Here is a 17,654-nt window from a genome sequence, read left to right on the forward strand (position 1 = left end):
CTCGAGGTGACGCCATGGAAGAGCAACTCCCTACGAATCTGACCGATAAACCCAAGGTGTTGCTGGTCGACGACGAGGAATCAATCCTCAGCAGCCTGCGTCGTCTGTTGCGCGGCCAGCCCTACGATGTGCTGTTGGCCACCAGCGGCGCCCAGGCCCTGGAAATCATGGCGCAACAGCCCGTTGACCTGGTGATGAGCGACGCGCGCATGCCCAATATGGATGGGGCCACGCTGCTGGCCCATATCCATCAGCTCTACCCGGCGACCACGCGCATCCTGCTCACCGGCTACGCCGATCTGCCGACAATCATCAAGGCGATCAACGACGGGCAGATCCACCGTTACATCAGCAAGCCGTGGAACGACGATGAATTGCAACTGACCTTGCGCCAGGCCCTGGAGCATCATCACTCCGAATGTGAACGCCGGCGCCTGGTGCAATTGACCCGCCAGCAGAACGATCAACTGAAAACCCTCAATGCCACCCTGGAAAAACACGTTGCGGCGCGCACGTCCGAGCTGCAACAGACCGCCGACATGCTCGACCTGGCCTATGAAGAGCTCAAGCACAGCTATGTCACCGGCACCGAGGTGTTCTCGTTGCTGGCCAACTTGCGTCTGCCACCGGCCAAGCAGACCAACCGGCAGATCATCGAATTGGTGCGGGTGTACTGCAAACTCCACGGCCTGGACGAAGGCACCAGCCGCGACCTGACCATGGCCGCCGCGCTCTACAACATCGGCAAGCTGAGCTGGACCGACAGCATGATGATCACGCCGTCCGACATGCTGCATCACATCGACCGCGACCGTTATCGCGAGTACCCGAAGCAGAGCGAATCGCTGCTGATGACCCTCGACCCGATGAAAGACGCCGCCCGCCTGATCCTGCATCACCAGGAACGCTGGGACGGCAGCGGCTTCCCCGACCGGCTCAAGGGCGAGGCGATTCCGTTCGGCGCACGGTTGCTGAAACTGGCGGTGGACTTCATCGAATTGCAGCGCGGGCTGATTCTTGAGCGGCAGATGAACAGCGATGAAGCGCTGGTGTACATCCGCAGCTACGCCGGGCGGCTCTACGATCCGGAACTGGTGGAGGATTTCATTCAGGTCTGCGCCGCGTACCTCAGCGACGTGACCCTGGCCGATCCGTCAGTCAAAGTGCTGACCACCCGGGACTTGGCGCCGGGCATGATCCTGGCGCGCAACCTCAATGCCGACAACGGCATGTTGCTGCTCAATGCCGGCAAGGTGCTGAACGCACCGTTGGTGGACAAACTGATCGCGTTTGAAACCATGGAAGGGGCGAAATACAGCGTGTTCGTGAAAATCCCCGAGGAAGTCGAAGCGCTGTTGGAGCGTGCGACCTCCTGAACACCACAATCCCTTGTGGGAGCGGGCTTGCTCGCGAAAGCGGTGTTTCAGTCAACATCACTGTTGAATGTTAAATCGCCTTCGCGAGCAAGCCCGCTCCCACAGGTTATGCTTATGGCCTTTTTACTGAGGCCAATCCAGACACATGTCCACGTCCCCTCGCATCATCCACATTGCCGCCGCCCTGTTGATCGGCCCCGACGGTCGCACCTTGCTGGTACGCAAACGCGGCACCGAAGCCTTCATGCAACCGGGCGGCAAGATCGAAGCCCATGAGCTTCCCGTCCACGCCCTGGCCCGGGAGCTGGAAGAAGAACTGAACCTGGTCATTGATCCGGCGCAGGCCACTTACCTGGGGCATTTTTCGGCACCGGCCGCTAACGAGCCCGGATTCATCGTACGGGCCGAACTCTTTCTGCTGACCATCGACGAAGACGTCTGCCCGGCGGCCGAGATCGAAGAGGTGCGCTGGATCGACCCGGCCACCGACGGCCAACTCACGCTGGCGCCATTGACACGGGACGTGATCCTGCCGTTTTATCGAGCCTCGTTGACCGCGATCGCCTGATCAAGACAAGACCAAGGACTGCCCATGATCCCGCTTCAAGACTGGCTGATCTTCGCCGCCGCCGCGTTGCTGATGGTACTGACGCCGGGGCCGAACATGATTTACCTGATCTCCCGTTCGATCTGTCAGGGGCGCAAGGCCGGGGTGACCTCGTTGCTCGGCGTGGTGGCGGGATTCTTCGTGCATTTGTTCGCCGCTGCGGCCGGGTTGACCGCGGTGTTCCTGGCGGTGCCGATGGCGTATGAAGTGCTGAAATGGGCGGGCGCCCTGTACCTGGTGTGGCTGGCCTGGCAGGCGGTCAGGCCCGGCGCGCGTTCACCGTTCGAGGCCCAGCAGTTGCCGCCGGATTCCTCGCGCAAACTGGTCACCATGGGCTTTCTCACCAGCGCCCTGAACCCGAAGATCGCAGTGTTCTATCTCTCGGTGTTTCCGCAATTCATCAGCCCGGAACACGGTTCGGTGTTTACCCAGAGCATCATTCTCGGCCTGACCCAGATCAGCGTGAGTTTTTGCGTCAACCTGCTGATCGCAATTTTCGCGGCGGGCATCGCCGCGTGGTTCGTCAACAACCCGACCTGGCTGGCGGTGCAGCGTTATTTCATGGGCTTCGTATTGGCGGCGCTGGCCGTGCGGCTGATGCTTGAGCAGCGCAGGGCGGCATGAGCATGTGGATCGAACGACTGGACGCCAGCCACGCCCTGGATTACCGGGCACTGATGCTCGAAGCCTATGACCTGCATCCGCAAGCCTTCACCTCCAGCGTGCGCGAACGTGCCGTGATGCCGCTGAGTTGGTGGGAATCGCGGCTCACCAGCAAGCTGGACGTGGTGTTCGGCGCGTTCGAGGATGGCCGGTTGTCGGGCATCGTCGGCCTGGCCTTCGAACCCCGGGAAAAGGCCCGGCACAAGGCGACGTTGTTCGGCATGTACGTGTCCGGAAAGGTTCGCCAGCGCGGCCTCGGGTTTGACCTGGTGCAGGCGGCGCTGGCAGAAGCGCAGAACCATCCGGGCTTGAGGTTGATTCAATTGACCGTGACGGCGGGCAATGAAGCGGCGTTCAAGCTGTACCGGCGTTGCGGCTTCATCCAGTACGGCCTGGAACCGTTGGCCGTGCGGGTCGGCGAAGACTACTTCGACAAAATCCACATGTGGCGCGAGCTCTAAAGATCGCAGCCTCGTTTCACTCGACAGCTCCTACAGGTGTACGCGAAACCCTGTAGGAGCTGTCGAGTGAAACGAGGCTGCGATCTTTTGATTTGCGCTTTTAGTCAGCGAACGGCGCTGACGCCGTCGAGGGTGGAGAACGACGTGTCTTTCGCCGTCAGCAAGAAATCGCGCATGTACGGCGCATCCAACATGTCTGCGCGAATCCCCGCGTACAGCGTCGCAAACAACCCTTTCTCCCCCAGCCGCTTGGCCTTCACATAACCCCGTGAGCTGTATTCATGCAGCGCCCAATGGGGCATGCCGCATACGCCGCGACCGCTGGCCACCAGTTGCATCATCATCACCGTCAGTTCCGAGGTGCGGACCTGGGCCGGTTCGACGTCGGCCGGCTCCAGGAAGCGGGTGAAGATGTCCAGCCGATCCCGCTCCACCGGGTAGGTGATCAGGGTTTCGCTGAGCAAATCCTCCGGCACGATGTAGGCCTTGTTGGCCAAACGGTGCTGATTGGCCACCGCGAGCATCGCTTCATAGGTGAACAGCGGCACATAAGTGATCCCGGCCAGTTCCAGCGGATCAGAGGTCACCACCAGATCCAGGTCACCCCGGGCCAGGGCCGGCAGTGGGGCGAAGGAGAAACCCGAAGCCAGGTCGAGTTCGACTTCCGGCCAGGCGTCGCGGAACTGGTCGATGGTCGGCATCAGCCACTGAAAACAACTGTGGCACTCGATGGCCATGTGCAAACGCCCAGCGGTGCCACCGGCCAGCCGTGCGATATCGCGCTCGGCGCCACGCAGCAGCGGCAGGGTGGCGTCGGCCAGTTGCAGCAGGCGCAGACCGGCGCTGGTGAAACGCACCGGTTTGGTCTTGCGCACGAACAACGGCATGCCCATGCGTTCCTCCAGTTCCTTGAACTGGTGGGACAGCGCCGACTGCGTCAGGTGCAGGCGGTCGGCCGCATCCACCAGGCTATCGGCTTCGCGCAAGGCGTGCAGGGTCTTCAGGTGACGGATTTCAAGCACCGGGGGCTCCATGAGGAAAACTTGTGATCAACACGAAAAGGTTGAGTTTGTCTCATGTTGCCCCGGCTGTCGACAATAGGGCCATCTTTTACAAGGAGAACTTCACCATGGCTCTGGCCCACACACTTGGTTTCCCGCGCATCGGCGCTGACCGCGAACTGAAAAAAGCCCTCGAATCCTACTGGAAGGGCGATCTCGATCAGGACGCGTTGAAAGCCGTCGGCCGCCAATTGCGCGCCACCCATTGGCAATTGCAGAAAGACGCTGGCATCGATTTGCTGCCGGTCGGCGACTTCGCCTGGTACGACCAGGTATTGAGCCATTCCCTGGCCTTCGGTGTGGTGCCCGAGCGTTTCAACAGCACCCTGGATGCGAACGCCCAGCCGACCCTCGACACCCTGTTCGCCATGGCCCGTGGCGCGACCACCGCCTGCTGCGGTGGTGAACACACTAAAGCGCAATACGCCCAAGAGCTGACCAAGTGGTTCGACACCAACTACCACTACCTGGTCCCGGAATTCAGTGCTGACCAGCAGTTCAAACTGAGCTGGGAACAGCTGTTCGACGAAGTCGCCGAAGCCAAGGCCCTGGGCCACAACGTCAAACCGGTGATCATCGGCCCGCTGACTTACCTGTGGCTGGGCAAGGCAAAAGGCAACGACTTCGACAAACTCGAACTGCTGGAACGCCTGCTGCCGGTGTACAACGAAATCCTCGGTCGCCTCGCCGAGCAAGGCGTGGAATGGGTGCAGATCGACGAACCGATCCTGACCCTCGACCTGCCCCAAGCCTGGAAAAGTGCCTTCGAACGCGCCTATCACATCCTTCAATATTCGCCGCTGAAAAAACTCGTGGCGACTTACTTCAGCGGCCTGGAAGACAACCTCGGCCTGGCCGTCAGCCTGCCGGTGCAAGGCCTGCACATCGATGCGGTGCGGGCGCCGGAGCAACTGGGCCAAGTGCTGGATCGCCTGCCGACCTACAAGATTCTGTCGGTCGGTCTGGTCAACGGTCGCAACGTCTGGCGCTGTGAGCTGGAACAGGTGCTGGCGCAACTGCAACCGGCGCAAGAGCGTTTTGGCGACAACCTGTGGGTCAGCAGTTCCTGCTCGTTGCTGCACAGCCCGGTGGACCTGGAACGCGAAGACAAACTCGATCCCGAGCTGAAATCCTGGCTGGCCTTCGCCGTGCAGAAGTGCGGTGAAATCGCTGTGCTGCGCGATGCCCTGAACGATCCGCAGTCGCCCAAGGTGCACGCCGCGTTGGCCGAGAGCCGCGCGATCCAGGCCAGCCGCGCACAATCCCCGCGTATCCATAAAGCCGAAGTCCAGTCCCGGATTGCCGCCATCGGCGCCCAGGACAGCCAACGCCATTCACCGTTCGCCAAGCGCATCGAACAACAACGGGCACGCCTGCAACTGCCGGCGTTCCCGACCACCACCATCGGCTCGTTCCCGCAGACCGGTTCGATTCGTCTCGCGCGCCAGGCGTTCAAGCAAGGCAAGTTGTCGGCCAACGATTACACCGACGCCATGCACAGCGAAATCCGCCACGCGGTGCAAGTCCAGGAACGCCTGGGCCTGGATGTGCTGGTGCACGGTGAAGCCGAGCGCAACGACATGGTCGAGTACTTCGCCGAGCAACTGGACGGCTACCTGTTCACCCGTTTCGGATGGGTGCAGAGCTACGGTTCGCGATGCGTGAAACCGGCGATCATCTACGGCGACCTGAGCCGCCCGAATGCCATGACCGTTGACTGGATCACTTATGCTCAGAGCCTGACCGACAAGGTCATGAAAGGCATGCTCACCGGTCCCGTGACCATGCTGATGTGGTCGTTCCCGCGTGAAGACGTGTCGCGCAAAATCCAGGCGCAACAACTGGCCCTGGCCCTGCGTGATGAAGTGACGGACCTGGAAAACGCCGGGATCAAGATCGTGCAGATCGATGAAGCGGCATTCCGCGAAGGCCTGCCCCTGCGCCGGGCGCAATGGCAGGAATACCTCGACTGGGCGGTGGAGGCGTTCCGCTTGACGGCTTCTGGCGTGCGGGACGAAACCCAGATCCATACCCACATGTGCTACAGCGAATTCAACGACGTGATCAAGGCGATTGCCGACATGGATGCCGATGTGATCACCATCGAAACCTCCCGTTCGGACATGGAATTGCTGGAAGCCTTCGAAGCCTTCGACTACCCGAACGATATCGGCCCGGGCGTCTACGACATCCACTCGCCACGGGTGCCGGACACGGCGGAGATGGTCAAGTTGATGAGCAAAGCGGTGAAGCGCATTCCGGCCGAGCGGTTGTGGGTGAATCCGGATTGCGGCTTGAAGACTCGGGCCTGGCCGGAGACGGAAGCGGCGCTGGTGAACATGGTTGCAGCGGCGCGGCAGTTGCGCAGTCAGTTGGCTTAAGGACGCCTTCGCGAGCAAGCCCGCTCCCACACTGGATCTGTGAACGACGCAGGACCAATGTGGGAGCGGGCTTGCTCGCGAATGAACGATAACGCGGTGCCGAAAATGACCGCTGGGCAATCTTCATCAAACTGTCACGCAACTGTGGCAGCGCGCTTGAACAAACTTCATCAGACTCGCGCTCTACTGGGGTTCTGCGTTTCGGTGTTTTTCAATGCGTGTATTTCTATTCCTGGCAGCGCTGCTTTTCAGCCTGCCTTCTTTTGCGGCATCGCGTTGCGATGTCAATGTCCCGACTGAACATGTCGACCTGGAGCAGGTCAGCCTGGCGTACCAGAGCATTGGCCGTGCCTCTGATCCGGCGTTATTGCTGGTGATGGGCCTGGGCGGGCAGTTGATCCACTGGCCGGACGAGGTGGTGGTTGCCTTGTGTCAGCAGGGGTTTCGGGTGATTCGCTACGACAACCGGGATGTGGGCCTGTCCACTTGGCGCCAGACCCCGGAAAACGCCAACCTGACCTTTGAAGTGCTGCGCTACAAACTCGGCTTGCCGGTGTCGGCGCCGTACTCGTTGACCGACATGGCCGGCGACGCGCTGGGACTGATGGACGCCTTGCACGTTCAGCAATTCCACGTGTTGGGCGCGAGCATGGGCGGGATGATTGCCCAGCACATGGCGGCCATGGCGCCGCAGCGGGTCGAGAGCCTGACGCTGATCATGACCAGTTCCGGCGCCGAAGGCTTGCCGCCACCGAGTGCGGCGTTGGTGCAGTTGTTGTCCCGTCGGGGGGCACCGACGCGGGATATCGCGTTGGCCCAGCAAGCCGATTTGCTAGCGGCCTTGGGCAGCCCGTCGGTCAGCGATGATCGGCAGGTGCTGTTGCAGCAGGCGGCGGCCTCCTACGACCGGGCCTTCAACCCCGAAGGCGTGAAGCGCCAGATCATGGCGATCCTCGCCGAACCGAGCCGGGTGGCATTGCTCAACCAGTTGCGCGTGCCGACCCTGGTGGTGCACGGCACGGCGGACCCGTTGTTGCCGGTGATGCACGGCGTACACCTGGCGGCGCACATTCGCGGCAGTCAGTTGAAACTGATCCCGGGCATGGCCCATCGCTTCCAGGAAGCGTTCAAGGCGCCGTTGCTGGCGGCGGTGTTGCCGTACCTGCAAACCCACCGTGAAGACACCTCGCATTGGGCGCAGATTGAGCCGGTGGCCAGCCCCAATCTCCTGTAACCCGCCAATCCCCTTGTGGGAGCGGGCTTGCTCGCGAAAGCGGTCTACCTGCCCATCGATGCTGACTGACACACCCCGAACCCTGTAGGAGCGAAGCTTGCTCGCGAAAGCGGTGTGTCAGCCAACATCCATGTTGAATGTGATGGCCTCTTCGCGAGCAAGCTCTGCTCCTACAGGGTGGCGGTGTGTCAGGCGACATCCATGTTGAATGTGATGGCCTCTTCGCGAGCAAGCTCTGCTCCTACAGGGTGGCGGTGTGTCAGGCGACATTCATGTTGAATGTGATGGCCTCTTCGCGAGCAAGCTTTGCTCCTACAGGGGAGGTGTGGAGGCCGGGCCGTCGGGTGTATTGTTCGAGCTTTCCGGCGCAAAACAGCCTGCGAGGTCTGCGATGAGTAATTCCCTGAAAATCGATTTTGTCAGCGATGTGTCGTGCCCCTGGTGCGTGGTCGGGCTGTACGGCTTGACCAAGGCGCTGGATTTGCTGGGCGACGAGGTGCAGGCCGAGATCCGTTTCCAGCCGTTCGAGCTGAACCCGAACATGGGTCCCGACGGCCAGAACATCACCGAACACATCAGCGAAAAGTACGGCTCCACCCCCGAACAATCGCAGACAAACCGCGAGATGATCCGCGCCCGTGGCGCCGAGGTCGGGTTTGCCTTTCGCACCGACGGCAACAGCCGCATCTACAACACCTTCGACGCCCATCGCTTGCTCTACTGGGCCGGGTTGGAAGGGCTGCAGTTCAATCTGAAAGAAGCGTTGTTCAAGGCGTACTTCACCGACGGCGGCAATCCTTCCAATCATCAACAACTGGCGCAGATCGCCGAAAGCGTGGGGCTGGACCGGCAGCGGGCCGAGGCAATTCTGGCGTCGGATGAATACACCCAGGAAGTGAAAGAAGAAGAGCAGTTGTGGCTGTCCCGCGGCGTGAGTTCGGTGCCGACGGTGGTGTTCAACGGGCAATACGCGGTCACGGGCGGGCAACCGGTGGAGACGTTTGTCGGGGCGATCCGGCAGATCATGAGCGAGGCCAAGGGCGGGAAAGTAAGCTGATCCTGCGACGAGTGCAGTCCCTGTGGGAGCGGGCTTGCTCGCGAAGGCGGCGTGTCAGTCGACAACCCTGTAGCTGACACATCGCCTTCGCGAGCAAGCCCGCTCCCACAGGGGATTTGGGTGATGGCTTGATCAGCGCACGATTTTGTCCACATGTATCCCCAGTTTTTTCAGGCGATACCAGAAGCTGCGCTCGGAGATCCCGATCAGTTGCGCCGCCGCGGCCTGCACACCATTGCTTTGTTGCAACGCCGCCAGGATGTAGCTTTTCTCGACTTCTGCCAGCGCCGCTTCCAGGTCCGCCGGCACGCCGTTGTGTTCAATCAGCACGCCCCCGTCGGCGGGCCGTGAGGCAAACAGATACGCCGGCAGATCGTCCTCTTCAATCACCGAGCCACTGGCGACGATGGTCGCGCGCTCCACGCAGTTTTGCAGTTCGCGAATATTCCCCGGCCACGAATAATTGGCCATGGCCTGCAACGCCTCGGCGCTGAAACCACTGAAGCGTTTACCCGCCGCAGCACCCAGCGTGTTAGCGAAGTGCCGGGCCAGCGGGGCGATGTCTTCGACCCGTTCGCGCAGGGCCGGCAGCGGGATCGGGAACACGTTGAGGCGGTAATACAGGTCTTCGCGAAATTCCTTGTTGGCCACCGCGTCCAGCAGGTTTTTGTTGGTGGCGGCGATCACCCGCACATCGACTTTGCGCTCCCGGGGATCGCCCACTGGTTCGATCACCCGTTCCTGCAAGGCGCGGAGGATTTTCGCCTGCAACGCCAAGGGCATTTCGCCGATCTCATCGAGAAACAGCGTGCCTTTGTCCGCCTGCTGGAAACGCCCGATCCGGTCCGCCACGGCGCCGGTAAACGCGCCTTTGCGATGGCCGAACATTTCGCTTTCCAGCAAGCCTTCGGGGATCGCCGCACAGTTGACCGCCACGAACGGTTTGTCGGCGCGGTTGCCGTGTTTGTGGATGGCCCGGGCGACCATTTCCTTGCCAGTGCCGCTTTCGCCGGTCAGCAGAATCGTCGCGTTGCTTTCCCGTACCGAATCGATGGCGTGCAGCACCCGGCGAAAACTCGGGCTGTCGCCCACCAGGCTGTCGATCTGCTGGTGTTCGTCGAGTTCGGCGCGCATGCGCTGGTTGTCTTTGAGGATGTCGCGAAATTGCAGGGCCTTGCTGACGGTGATGTCCAGCTCATCGATATCGAACGGCTTGGCGATGTAGTCGAAGGCGCCGTTGCGCATCGATTGCACGGCGTTTTTCACCGTGCTGTAGGCGGTCATCACGATCACCGGCAACTGCGGAAACCGGGTTTTGATTTCTGCGAGCAATTGCGGGCCGTCCATGCCGGGCATGCGCCAGTCGCTGATCACCAGGTCGATGTCCTCGCACTCCAGCACTTTGAGCGCATGCAGGCCATTGCCGGCGGTGAATACGGTGATGCCGTTCTGACTCAGGGCCGATGCCAGCAGGTCGCAGAGCTTGGGCTCGTCGTCGACCACCAGTACGTTATGTGTCATCGCTTGCCTCGTCGATGTCTTCGCCATGGGTCGGAATGTACAGGCTGAAGGTGGCGCCGGCATCTTTTTCGCTGGTGCACTCGATGTGCCCGTCATGGTTTTCCATGATCGAAAACACCTTGGCCAGACCCAGGCCGGTGCCCGAGGCCTTGGTGGTCACGAACGGCGTGAAAATGCGTTCGAGCATGTCCGGCTCGATGCCCTGGCCGGTGTCCGCCACGCTGATGATGGTGTTCGTGGCATCACGGTTGATGCCCAAGGTCAGGTGGCCGCCGTCGGGCATGGCGTCGATGGCGTTGACGATCAGGTTCAGCCCGGCCTGCTTGAGCTGGCGCGCATCGGCGTACAGGGTCGCGCCAGGGGCCTGGTCGTCGATCAGCACTTCGATGTTGTGGCTGGCCAGTTCCGGGGCGCAGAACCCCACCAGCTCATCCACCAGCGGTCGCGCCGGTTGCGTGGTGCGCAGCGGGGCGCTGGGTTTGGCGAAGTCGAGGAAATCGGTGATCAGGTCGTTGATCCGGCTGACTTCGCTGACCACGTACTCCAGGTGACGCTTGTCCGTTTCGGGCAAATCGGCGCGCCGGTGCAGCAGTTGGGTCGCGGTCTTGATGATGCCCAACGGGTTGCGGATTTCATGGGCCAGGCCCATGGCGACTTCGCCCAGCGCATGCAGACGGTCGCGGCGGCGCAGTTGCGATTCCAGGTGTTGCAGCTCGCCCAGGCGTTCGCTCATGTGGTTGAAGGTGCTGCTCAACTCGGCCAATTCATCGCCGCCGGTCACCGGCAAACGTTGGCGATAATCCCCGGCAATCACCGCTTGTACACCGTTGGAAAGTCCGCGCAATGGTTTGGTCAGCCGCTGGGATACCAGCCAGCCAACCGCCAGGGACGCCGCCGAGCTGAGGATGAAAATCAGGATGAACAGGTTGCTCTGATTCACCAGCCCCACCAGGCTGGTATGGCGCAACAGACCACTGAAAATCACGCCCTGGAGATCGCCATTTTCATTCAGGATCGGCCGGTAGATACCGCTGTAACGACTGGTGAATTGTTCGGTCGGCTGTTTGGTTGTGCGCAGGATTTTTTCGATATTCGCCGGTACGGCCGCCGGGTGATCCTCGAAACGCTGGCTGGAGAAGATCTCGGAAAAGTCATCGCCCTTGGCCAGGTACAGGCGCAAATCCAGGGAGTGCACATCGGAGACGCTGGTCAGAAAACTGTTGTCGAGGTAGGTGGCAATCACCAGTTTGTAATCGACGCCGTCCTGTTCGGTTTCAAAGGTCGAGACCACGGTGCCGGTCGCCACGCCGCCGATTTGCAGGGTTTGCAGCACGGCTTTGGGCGCGGTGCTGATCTGGCGCACGATGTCATCGGCGGCGGTGCTGAACACCACTTTGTGATCGCTGTTGCGCACCAGGGCGACCACATCGATGCCCATGGAATCGGCGATGTCGGTGGTCAGCCGGTCGTGGCGTACCGAGGCTTTATCGATGGGTGGCTGGGTGTAGCGCAAAAACAACTGCGCTGCCCGGGCGTTGTCGCGCAGGATTTCGCTGATCTCGTCTTCGACGATCTTGGTCGATTCCTGCAGCCAGATGCGCACGTTGCTGTCGAAAATCTGCGACAGCGTGGTGGCCGCGAGTTCAGCGGCGATCATGGTCGGGATCACGCTGACCAGCCAGAAGGCCAGGACCAGTTTGCGTTGCAGGCTCCAGCCGGAGAGGGCGAAGGGTCGGGCGGTGGCAGGTCGGTGTTTGGTCATCGGGTTTCGCTTGTCGAAAGCCATGGCGGGATCAATTGTGTTGCCTGGTTCAATACAGTAGCCGACATTGCCCCGCCGGTGGCGACCCGTCTGCAACCGGGCGCGCCATGGGCTCAGGCCAGTTGCCGATATTCCCGGCGCAAAGGTCGCGGGGTGGAGCGCTGCTGGATGAAACGCTGCTGGATAAAGTCCACGCTCAGTTCAATCACCCGGCGATATTGCAGGTCGACGGTGATCATGTGATAGCAGTCGTCGAGCAGCACCTTGACCACCGGCCCGCCGAGTTTGCGTTCCACGTAATCGGCATTCCAGCGGCTGGTGATGTCGTCCTCGATGGAGTGCAGAACCAGCGCCTGGGTGGTGATCGACGGCATGCACTTTTTCACCACCGCGTTGAGGCGATGCAGTTCGCGTACGGTCACGCCTTCCATGGTCAGCAAACCGGCGGCGCTGCTTTCGCCTTCCTTCATCTGCCGCTCGACGATGGCCCGCAGGCGTTCATTCTTGATGCCGTAGGGCGGCTTTTCTTCGAAACTGCAAAGGTGCACGCCGAACGGGATGCGCATCAGCAACGGCGTGAGGAACGCCAGTTTGTTGATGCTCCAGCCGTCGTAGCGCAAGGTCGTGGAGTACAGCAGCAAGCCTTCGATTTGCCCCGGGTGCTCGGCGGCCAGATACATCGACAGCACCGCGCCCATGGACAAGCCACCGACGAACACATGTTCATGTTTGCGCCGCACGCCAACGAACGTATTGCGCGCGCTCTCGTACCAGTCGCGCCAACCGGTGGCTTGCAGGTCGGCATTACCGCCGCAGTGCCCGGCCAGGGTCGGCACGTAGACCGTGTGCCCGGCTTTCGCCAGGCCCATGGCCACCCGACGCAGTTCCGTCGGGGTGCCGGTGAGGCCGTGGATCAACACCACCGCGACCTCGCCCGAGCCGAGAACGAAACCGGCGCTGCCTTCGCCCATATCGATCTCGTCATGCATCATCTTTTCATCGCCCGGTGCAGGAGACGGTCGAGGAGGGCGATACCCAGGTCGATTTCCGGGTAGCTGATTTCCAGCGACGGGGCCAGGGTGATCACGTTCTTGTAGTAGCCGCCCACGTCGAGGATCAGGCCCAGGCGTTTGCCATCGATTTCGATGTCGCCCTTCATGCCTTCGTCGACCATGAAATCCAGGGTGGCCTTGTCCGGAGTGAAACCGTCCGGGCCGCAGATTTCGCAGCGCAGGGCCAGGCCCAGGCCATCGACGTCGCCTATGATCGGGTAGCGTTTCTGCAAGTCTTTCAGGCCTTCAAGGAAGTATTTGCCCTTGGCCATGACCATTGCGCCGTAGTCGACTTCGCTGGTCATCTTGAACATCTCCAGGCCTACCGCCGTGCCCAGCGGGTTGGAGGCGAAAGTCGAGTGAGTCGAACCCGGTGGGAAGATTTTCGGGTTGATCAGCTCTTCCTTAGCCCAGATGCCGCCCAGCGGATTGAGGCCGTTGGTCAGCGCCTTGCCGAATACGATCACGTCCGGTTTGACGTCGAAGTGTTCGATCGACCACAGCTTGCCGGTGCGCCAGAAGCCCATCTGGATTTCATCGACCACCATCAAGATGCCGTGCTGATCCAGCACGTGCTTGAGTTCGCTGTAGAAGTTCATAGGCGGGATCACGTAGCCGCCGGTGCCCTGGATCGGTTCGACGTAGAACGCTGCGTATTCGCTCTGGCCGACTTTCGGGTCCCACACGCCGTTGTATTCGGTCTCGAACAGACGGGCGAATTGCTGCACGCAATGGCTGCCGTATTCTTCCTTGGTCATGCCTTTCGGGCCGCGGAAGTGGTACGGGAACGGGATGAAATTGGCGCGCTCGCCGAAGTGGCCGTAGCGGCGGCGATAGCGGTAGCTGGAGGTGATCGACGACGCGCCGAGGGTACGGCCGTGGTAGCCGCCTTCGAAGGCGAACATCAGGCTCTTGCCGTTGGTGGCGTTACGCACGACCTTCAGCGAGTCCTCGATGGACTGCGAACCGCCGACGTTGAAGTGCACGCGACCGTCGAGGCCGAACTTCTTCTTGGCATCGACGGCGATCATTTCGGAGAGCTCGATCTTGCCTTTGTGCAGGTACTGGCTGGCGATCTGCGGCAGGGTGTCGATCTGCTGTTTCAGCGCGTTGTTCAGGCGCGGGTTGGCGTAACCGAAGTTGACCGCCGAGTACCACATTTGCAGGTCGAGGTAGGCCTGGTCTTCGGTGTCCCACACGTAGGAACCTTCGCAACGGCTGAAAATGCGCGGCGGGTCGATGTAGTGCACGGTGTCGCCGTAGGAGCAGTATTTGGCTTCTTTATCCAGAAGGATCTGGTCTTCGGCGGTCGCGATTCGAATATCAGACATGATGGAAGAGTTCCTGTGTTTCGACGTTGAAAGGGGTGGAGTTGGCGCTGCTGGCGGCGGGCAATTTGGCCAGCAGGGCCGAGAGTTCGGCGAAGCTGTCGAAGCGCGCGTATGCGATGCCGTTGCGCTCGCAGTGCTCGGCCAGGCGATCCTTGGCGAACACGAAATCGGCGCTGGCGGCGACGCACATGTCCGACTGACCGTCACCGATCACCAGCACCCGTTTGCCCTTGGGCGTGGACTTGCATTTGCAGTTGCCGGACGCGGCGCGGCAGGCGTCGCTGGAATACGGGAAGTCGATGCGCCAGCTCTCGTGGCCGAGTTGGCGCAGGCGGTTGGCGAGGATCGGCAGCAGGGTCACGTAGTTGCGCGCCAGAATCCGCGCAATGCCTTGCTCGATGCCGTCGCTGACCACTTCGAGGGTGGCGCCGAGGCCGATTACCTGGTCGACGAAGTCGGGGAAGTCCGGGTCGATTTCGATCGTGTCGAAAAACGCGAGCAGTTCGGTCGGCGTGGCCTTGACCAGCGAGAGCTGGCGGCTGAGGCATTCACGGGAACCGATGTCGCCTTGCAGCCACTCGTCTTCGATCGCTTCCCAGCTCGGGTCGGCGAAGCGCTGGAGGATGCTGTCGATCACGTCGGTGCGGGTGATGGTCCCGTCGAAATCACACACGATATGCCAATCATTCATCTGCATTACCTATTGGGGCAGGGCGCGCTGTTTGCGCTTGCCAAAGGGGTAGAGCAGGGACTGTGCCAATCGGGTTTGGCCCCGTATTTACGGGGTTCTGGCGGGGTTGTGTGTCGGCGAAGCTACAATTTTTGTAGGTCGCTACAAACAACATGAGTGCTTGCGCAGGGCCGGCTAAAAGAGGATTGATGCGCGCATGTCTTGTTAAGGAAATGCCTCATGTCGAGGATTACGGTTGCTCTGTTTGCGGCGCTGGCGTGTGTGTCAGCCAATGTTTTGGCCGATGGTATTACCGGGGAGGCCGGCGCGGGGTTGAGCTATCAGCCCCACGACCCGACCGGCAGTCGCCACGAAGTCCGACCGGTGCCGTATTTCGATCTGGACTGGGGGGATGTCAGCCTCAGCACCGACGACGGGATGACCTGGAGTGCCTTGAAGCTCAACGGTTTCAGCGCCGGACCGTTCGCCAATTACCTGCCGGGGCGTACCGCCAATGGCAGTTTGCAGGGCTTGCACGATGTGCCGGATATGGGCGTCGTTGGTGGTTTCGTGCAGTACGCGCCGGCTGATTTCTGGCGGGTGTTTGCTTCGGTAGGCGAGGCGGTTGGCGGGCCTGACGGCGTGGTCGGACGGTTAGGTGGCGAGATCGGTTACCCAATGGGTGGCGGGGTGATTGGCAGCAGCAACCTGACTGCACACTTTGCCGATGGCCAGCAGAATCAGGCGTTTTTCGGCGTCAGCGGTGCTGAGTCGCAGGCCTCGGGCATCGCCCGGTACAACGCCGGCGGTGGGTTGCAGAACGTGGCGTTGACCCAGAGTTTCGAATTCCCGCTGGCGGCGCATTGGTCGTTGCTGACCAGTGCCAGTTGGATTCACCTGAGCGGCTCGGCGGCGGACAGCAGCATAGTCAAACAGGTCGGGCAACAGGATCAGGGGGAAGTGCAGGCGGCGGTGGCCTATAAGTTCGACTAGAGAATTTCATTGGCCGGGCTGGCGCCTTCGCGAGCAAGCCCGCTCCCACATTGGTTTTGTGAACGACACAAATCAACTGTGGGAGCGGGCTTGCTCGCGAAGGCGTCCTTTAATTCAGCGCAAAGCTAACTCTGTTCACCCTCGGCCAACAACGCAATCCCGCCAATAATCACCGCCACCCCGACCCAGTGCAGCACGCTTATCTGCTCGCCCAATCCCAGCCAAGACCCCAGCAACACGCCGACAAACACCAGCGAACTCAGGGGAAACGCCAGGGACAAGCTGCTACGGCGCAAGATCAGCATCCAGACAAAGAACGCGCCGATACCGCAGCCCACCGCAAACAGCACGCCGGGGTCGACGATCACCGCTTGCAGCCAATGCAGGGTAAAGGTCATCTGCCCGATCTGATCCCCGCCGACCTTGGTCGCAATCTGCCCGGCACTTTCCAGGAAAATCAGCAGTGCCCAGAGCACGATCGTGCCCAGCCGCCCATGCAGCCAATCCATCGATTTCGAATCACGCATGGCCGGCACACACGAGCATCACGCCCGCCGTAATCACTAAGGTCGCGAGCCAGCGTCGACGGCTGACGGTTTCCCCCAGCACCACTTTGCCCGCCAGCACCACACCGCAATAGGCCAGGGCACCGGCCGGAAACAGCAGGCTCAGGGGCGCCCGGGACAAGGCCTCCAGCCAGACGAAAAACTCCAGGGTATAAGCGCCGATCCCGCACCACAGCAGCGGCGCATTGAACACCTGGCCCCAGAACGCGCTCAGCCGAAACCCGCCTTCGAGTTCCGGCAAACGGTCGAGGCCAAGCTTGAAACAGAGCTGGCCAACGACATCGAGCACGATGGAAAAGGCGACCAGCAGGACGACGGTGAACGTCAGGTCGGGATCGAGGATAGGCACAGTCAGGATTCACCCTTTGGCGGACGCTCCCGGACACCGGCGTCATCGAACATGAAGGCCGGCCGGGAGGGCTTTGGGGGTAAATGCAAGGGGCGGGCCAGGCATCAGCGCATCAGTTCCCTTGTGGGAGCGGGCTTGCTCGCGAAAGCGGTGGGTCAGTCAACGAATGCGATAACTGACACACCGCGTTCGCGAGCAAGCCCGCTCCCACATTGGGTTGTGGTGGTCAGGTGATCAGGTGTGGAGGCGAACCCAAACCGTCACGAGCACCGTCGCGGCGATCAACCAGCCTACTGCCGCCACCGCCAGCGAAGCCTCCAGCCGCATCCGGTCCACCATCACGTACAACGTGGCCAGGTACACGAAATACGGAATGATCGACCACATGCCAAACACGATGGTGGTCTTCAGATCCTCCACCGAGCGGCCCTTGCCGACGATGTAGTGCGCGATCAACGCAAAGGTCGGAAACAGCGGCACCAGGCCTGCGATGTAGTAGTTTTTGGTCTTGGCCAGGGCGGCGAGGATCAGCACCACGCCGGCGCCTAATGCGGCTTTTAGAATCAGGTC

General features: G+C 61.3%; 17 protein-coding genes. 8 read left to right on the forward strand and 9 right to left on the reverse strand.

Going from position 1 to position 17,654, the window contains the following annotated elements; translation table 11 throughout:
* Positions 1–14 precede the first annotated feature (14 nt).
* From nosR to BK665_RS31140, 4 genes are all read left to right on the forward strand, one after another.
* Positions 15–1,376: a response regulator c-di-GMP phosphodiesterase, NosR family gene (nosR, locus tag BK665_RS31125; protein WP_123410305.1), complete on the forward strand. Its 1,362-nt coding sequence runs from the start codon at positions 15–17 to the stop codon at positions 1,374–1,376.
* 145 nt (positions 1,377–1,521) lie between these two features.
* Positions 1,522–1,944 carry an NUDIX hydrolase gene (locus BK665_RS31130; RefSeq protein WP_123410306.1) on the forward strand — a complete coding sequence of 141 codons (423 nt, stop codon included), beginning with the start codon at positions 1,522–1,524 and terminating at the stop codon, positions 1,942–1,944.
* Between the two features lie 24 nt (positions 1,945–1,968).
* Entirely contained in the window at positions 1,969–2,607 is a 639-nt protein-coding gene (locus BK665_RS31135; RefSeq protein WP_123410307.1) for a LysE family translocator, read from the forward strand.
* A gap of 2 nt (positions 2,608–2,609) precedes the next feature.
* A complete protein-coding gene (locus tag BK665_RS31140; protein ID WP_123410308.1) occupies positions 2,610–3,107 on the forward strand; it encodes a GNAT family N-acetyltransferase in 498 nt (165 codons plus the stop codon).
* Between the two features lie 104 nt (positions 3,108–3,211).
* Here the strand turns inward: BK665_RS31140 and metR are convergent, their stop codons facing one another.
* Positions 3,212–4,129: a transcriptional regulator MetR gene (gene metR, locus BK665_RS31145; protein ID WP_123410309.1), complete on the reverse strand. Its 918-nt coding sequence runs from the start codon at positions 4,127–4,129 to the stop codon at positions 3,212–3,214.
* Positions 4,130–4,236: 107 nt separating this feature from the next.
* On the opposite strand from metR, the gene metE reads away from it, so the two are divergent.
* The 3 genes from metE to BK665_RS31160 all read left to right on the forward strand — a co-directional run bounded on the left by metE (position 4,237) and on the right by BK665_RS31160 (position 8,840).
* A complete protein-coding gene (gene metE / locus BK665_RS31150; protein ID WP_123410310.1) occupies positions 4,237–6,549 on the forward strand; it encodes a 5-methyltetrahydropteroyltriglutamate--homocysteine S-methyltransferase in 2,313 nt (770 codons plus the stop codon).
* A 214-nt stretch (positions 6,550–6,763) separates the two neighbouring features.
* Positions 6,764–7,783: an alpha/beta fold hydrolase gene (locus tag BK665_RS31155; protein ID WP_123410311.1), complete on the forward strand. Its 1,020-nt coding sequence runs from the start codon at positions 6,764–6,766 to the stop codon at positions 7,781–7,783.
* A 391-nt stretch (positions 7,784–8,174) separates the two neighbouring features.
* Positions 8,175–8,840 (forward strand): DsbA family oxidoreductase, encoded by a 666-nt coding sequence (locus tag BK665_RS31160; protein WP_123410312.1) that lies wholly within the window; start codon positions 8,175–8,177, stop codon positions 8,838–8,840.
* A gap of 132 nt (positions 8,841–8,972) precedes the next feature.
* On the opposite strand, the gene BK665_RS31165 is transcribed toward BK665_RS31160, so the two are convergent.
* The 5 genes from BK665_RS31165 to BK665_RS31185 all read right to left on the reverse strand — a co-directional run bounded on the left by BK665_RS31165 (position 8,973) and on the right by BK665_RS31185 (position 15,197).
* On the reverse strand, positions 8,973–10,361 hold the full coding sequence (locus BK665_RS31165; protein WP_123410313.1) for a sigma-54-dependent transcriptional regulator: 1,389 nt from the start codon (positions 10,359–10,361) through the stop codon (positions 8,973–8,975).
* Positions 10,351–12,123 carry a sensor histidine kinase gene (locus BK665_RS31170; RefSeq protein ID WP_123410359.1) on the reverse strand — a complete coding sequence of 591 codons (1,773 nt, stop codon included), beginning with the start codon at positions 12,121–12,123 and terminating at the stop codon, positions 10,351–10,353. Before BK665_RS31170 ends, BK665_RS31165 begins: the two co-directional genes overlap by 11 nt.
* A 113-nt stretch (positions 12,124–12,236) precedes the next feature.
* On the reverse strand, positions 12,237–13,115 hold the full coding sequence (locus tag BK665_RS31175; RefSeq protein WP_123410314.1) for an alpha/beta hydrolase: 879 nt from the start codon (positions 13,113–13,115) through the stop codon (positions 12,237–12,239).
* Complete coding sequence (locus tag BK665_RS31180) at positions 13,112–14,506, reverse strand: aspartate aminotransferase family protein (protein WP_123410315.1); 1,395 nt, start codon at positions 14,504–14,506, stop codon at positions 13,112–13,114. Before BK665_RS31180 ends, BK665_RS31175 begins: the two co-directional genes overlap by 4 nt.
* The gene (locus BK665_RS31185; RefSeq protein WP_123410316.1) at positions 14,499–15,197 is read right to left on the reverse strand and encodes an HAD-IB family phosphatase; all 699 of its coding nucleotides are present in this window, start codon (positions 15,195–15,197) and stop codon (positions 14,499–14,501) included. Before BK665_RS31185 ends, BK665_RS31180 begins: the two co-directional genes overlap by 8 nt.
* 219 nt (positions 15,198–15,416) lie before the next feature.
* On the opposite strand from BK665_RS31185, the gene BK665_RS31190 reads away from it, so the two are divergent.
* Positions 15,417–16,169: a MipA/OmpV family protein gene (locus tag BK665_RS31190; protein ID WP_123410317.1), complete on the forward strand. Its 753-nt coding sequence runs from the start codon at positions 15,417–15,419 to the stop codon at positions 16,167–16,169.
* A 125-nt stretch (positions 16,170–16,294) separates the two neighbouring features.
* Here the strand turns inward: BK665_RS31190 and BK665_RS31195 are convergent, their stop codons facing one another.
* The 3 genes from BK665_RS31195 to BK665_RS31205 all read right to left on the reverse strand — a co-directional run bounded on the left by BK665_RS31195 (position 16,295) and on the right by BK665_RS31205 (position 17,648).
* Positions 16,295–16,696, reverse strand: a complete 402-nt coding sequence (locus BK665_RS31195; protein WP_123410361.1) for a DMT family transporter — start codon at positions 16,694–16,696, stop codon at positions 16,295–16,297.
* Positions 16,689–17,063 (reverse strand): DMT family transporter, encoded by a 375-nt coding sequence (locus tag BK665_RS31200; protein ID WP_123410360.1) that lies wholly within the window; start codon positions 17,061–17,063, stop codon positions 16,689–16,691. The genes BK665_RS31195 and BK665_RS31200 overlap by 8 nt, the downstream gene beginning before the upstream one ends.
* A 255-nt stretch (positions 17,064–17,318) precedes the next feature.
* On the reverse strand, positions 17,319–17,648 hold the full coding sequence (locus tag BK665_RS31205) for a GlpM family protein (RefSeq protein WP_185076702.1): 330 nt from the start codon (positions 17,646–17,648) through the stop codon (positions 17,319–17,321).
* Positions 17,649–17,654: the final 6 nt, after the last annotated feature.

Origin of the sequence: Pseudomonas frederiksbergensis, from assembly GCF_003732665.1 — a bacterium.
Lineage (GTDB): Bacteria > Pseudomonadota > Gammaproteobacteria > Pseudomonadales > Pseudomonadaceae > Aquipseudomonas > Aquipseudomonas frederiksbergensis_G.

Bases quoted from the DNA above. Each gene is read 5' to 3' on its own strand.
- BK665_RS31185 (WP_123410316.1), bottom strand. From the start codon at position 15,197: ATGAATGATTGGCATATCGTGTGTGATTTCGACGGGACCATCACCCGC.
- BK665_RS31130 (WP_123410306.1), top strand. From the start codon at position 1,522: ATGTCCACGTCCCCTCGCATCATCCACATTGCCGCCGCCCTGTTGATC.
- BK665_RS31170 (WP_123410359.1), bottom strand. From the start codon at position 12,123: ATGACCAAACACCGACCTGCCACCGCCCGACCCTTCGCCCTCTCCGGC.
- BK665_RS31160 (WP_123410312.1), top strand. From the start codon at position 8,175: ATGAGTAATTCCCTGAAAATCGATTTTGTCAGCGATGTGTCGTGCCCC.
- BK665_RS31155 (WP_123410311.1), top strand. From the start codon at position 6,764: ATGCGTGTATTTCTATTCCTGGCAGCGCTGCTTTTCAGCCTGCCTTCT.
- BK665_RS31190 (WP_123410317.1), top strand. From the start codon at position 15,417: ATGTCGAGGATTACGGTTGCTCTGTTTGCGGCGCTGGCGTGTGTGTCA.
- BK665_RS31195 (WP_123410361.1), bottom strand. From the start codon at position 16,696: ATGCGTGATTCGAAATCGATGGATTGGCTGCATGGGCGGCTGGGCACG.
- BK665_RS31175 (WP_123410314.1), bottom strand. From the start codon at position 13,115: ATGATGCATGACGAGATCGATATGGGCGAAGGCAGCGCCGGTTTCGTT.
- BK665_RS31165 (WP_123410313.1), bottom strand. From the start codon at position 10,361: ATGACACATAACGTACTGGTGGTCGACGACGAGCCCAAGCTCTGCGAC.
- BK665_RS31180 (WP_123410315.1), bottom strand. From the start codon at position 14,506: ATGTCTGATATTCGAATCGCGACCGCCGAAGACCAGATCCTTCTGGAT.
- nosR (WP_123410305.1), top strand. From the start codon at position 15: ATGGAAGAGCAACTCCCTACGAATCTGACCGATAAACCCAAGGTGTTG.
- metE (WP_123410310.1), top strand. From the start codon at position 4,237: ATGGCTCTGGCCCACACACTTGGTTTCCCGCGCATCGGCGCTGACCGC.
- BK665_RS31135 (WP_123410307.1), top strand. From the start codon at position 1,969: ATGATCCCGCTTCAAGACTGGCTGATCTTCGCCGCCGCCGCGTTGCTG.
- BK665_RS31140 (WP_123410308.1), top strand. From the start codon at position 2,610: ATGTGGATCGAACGACTGGACGCCAGCCACGCCCTGGATTACCGGGCA.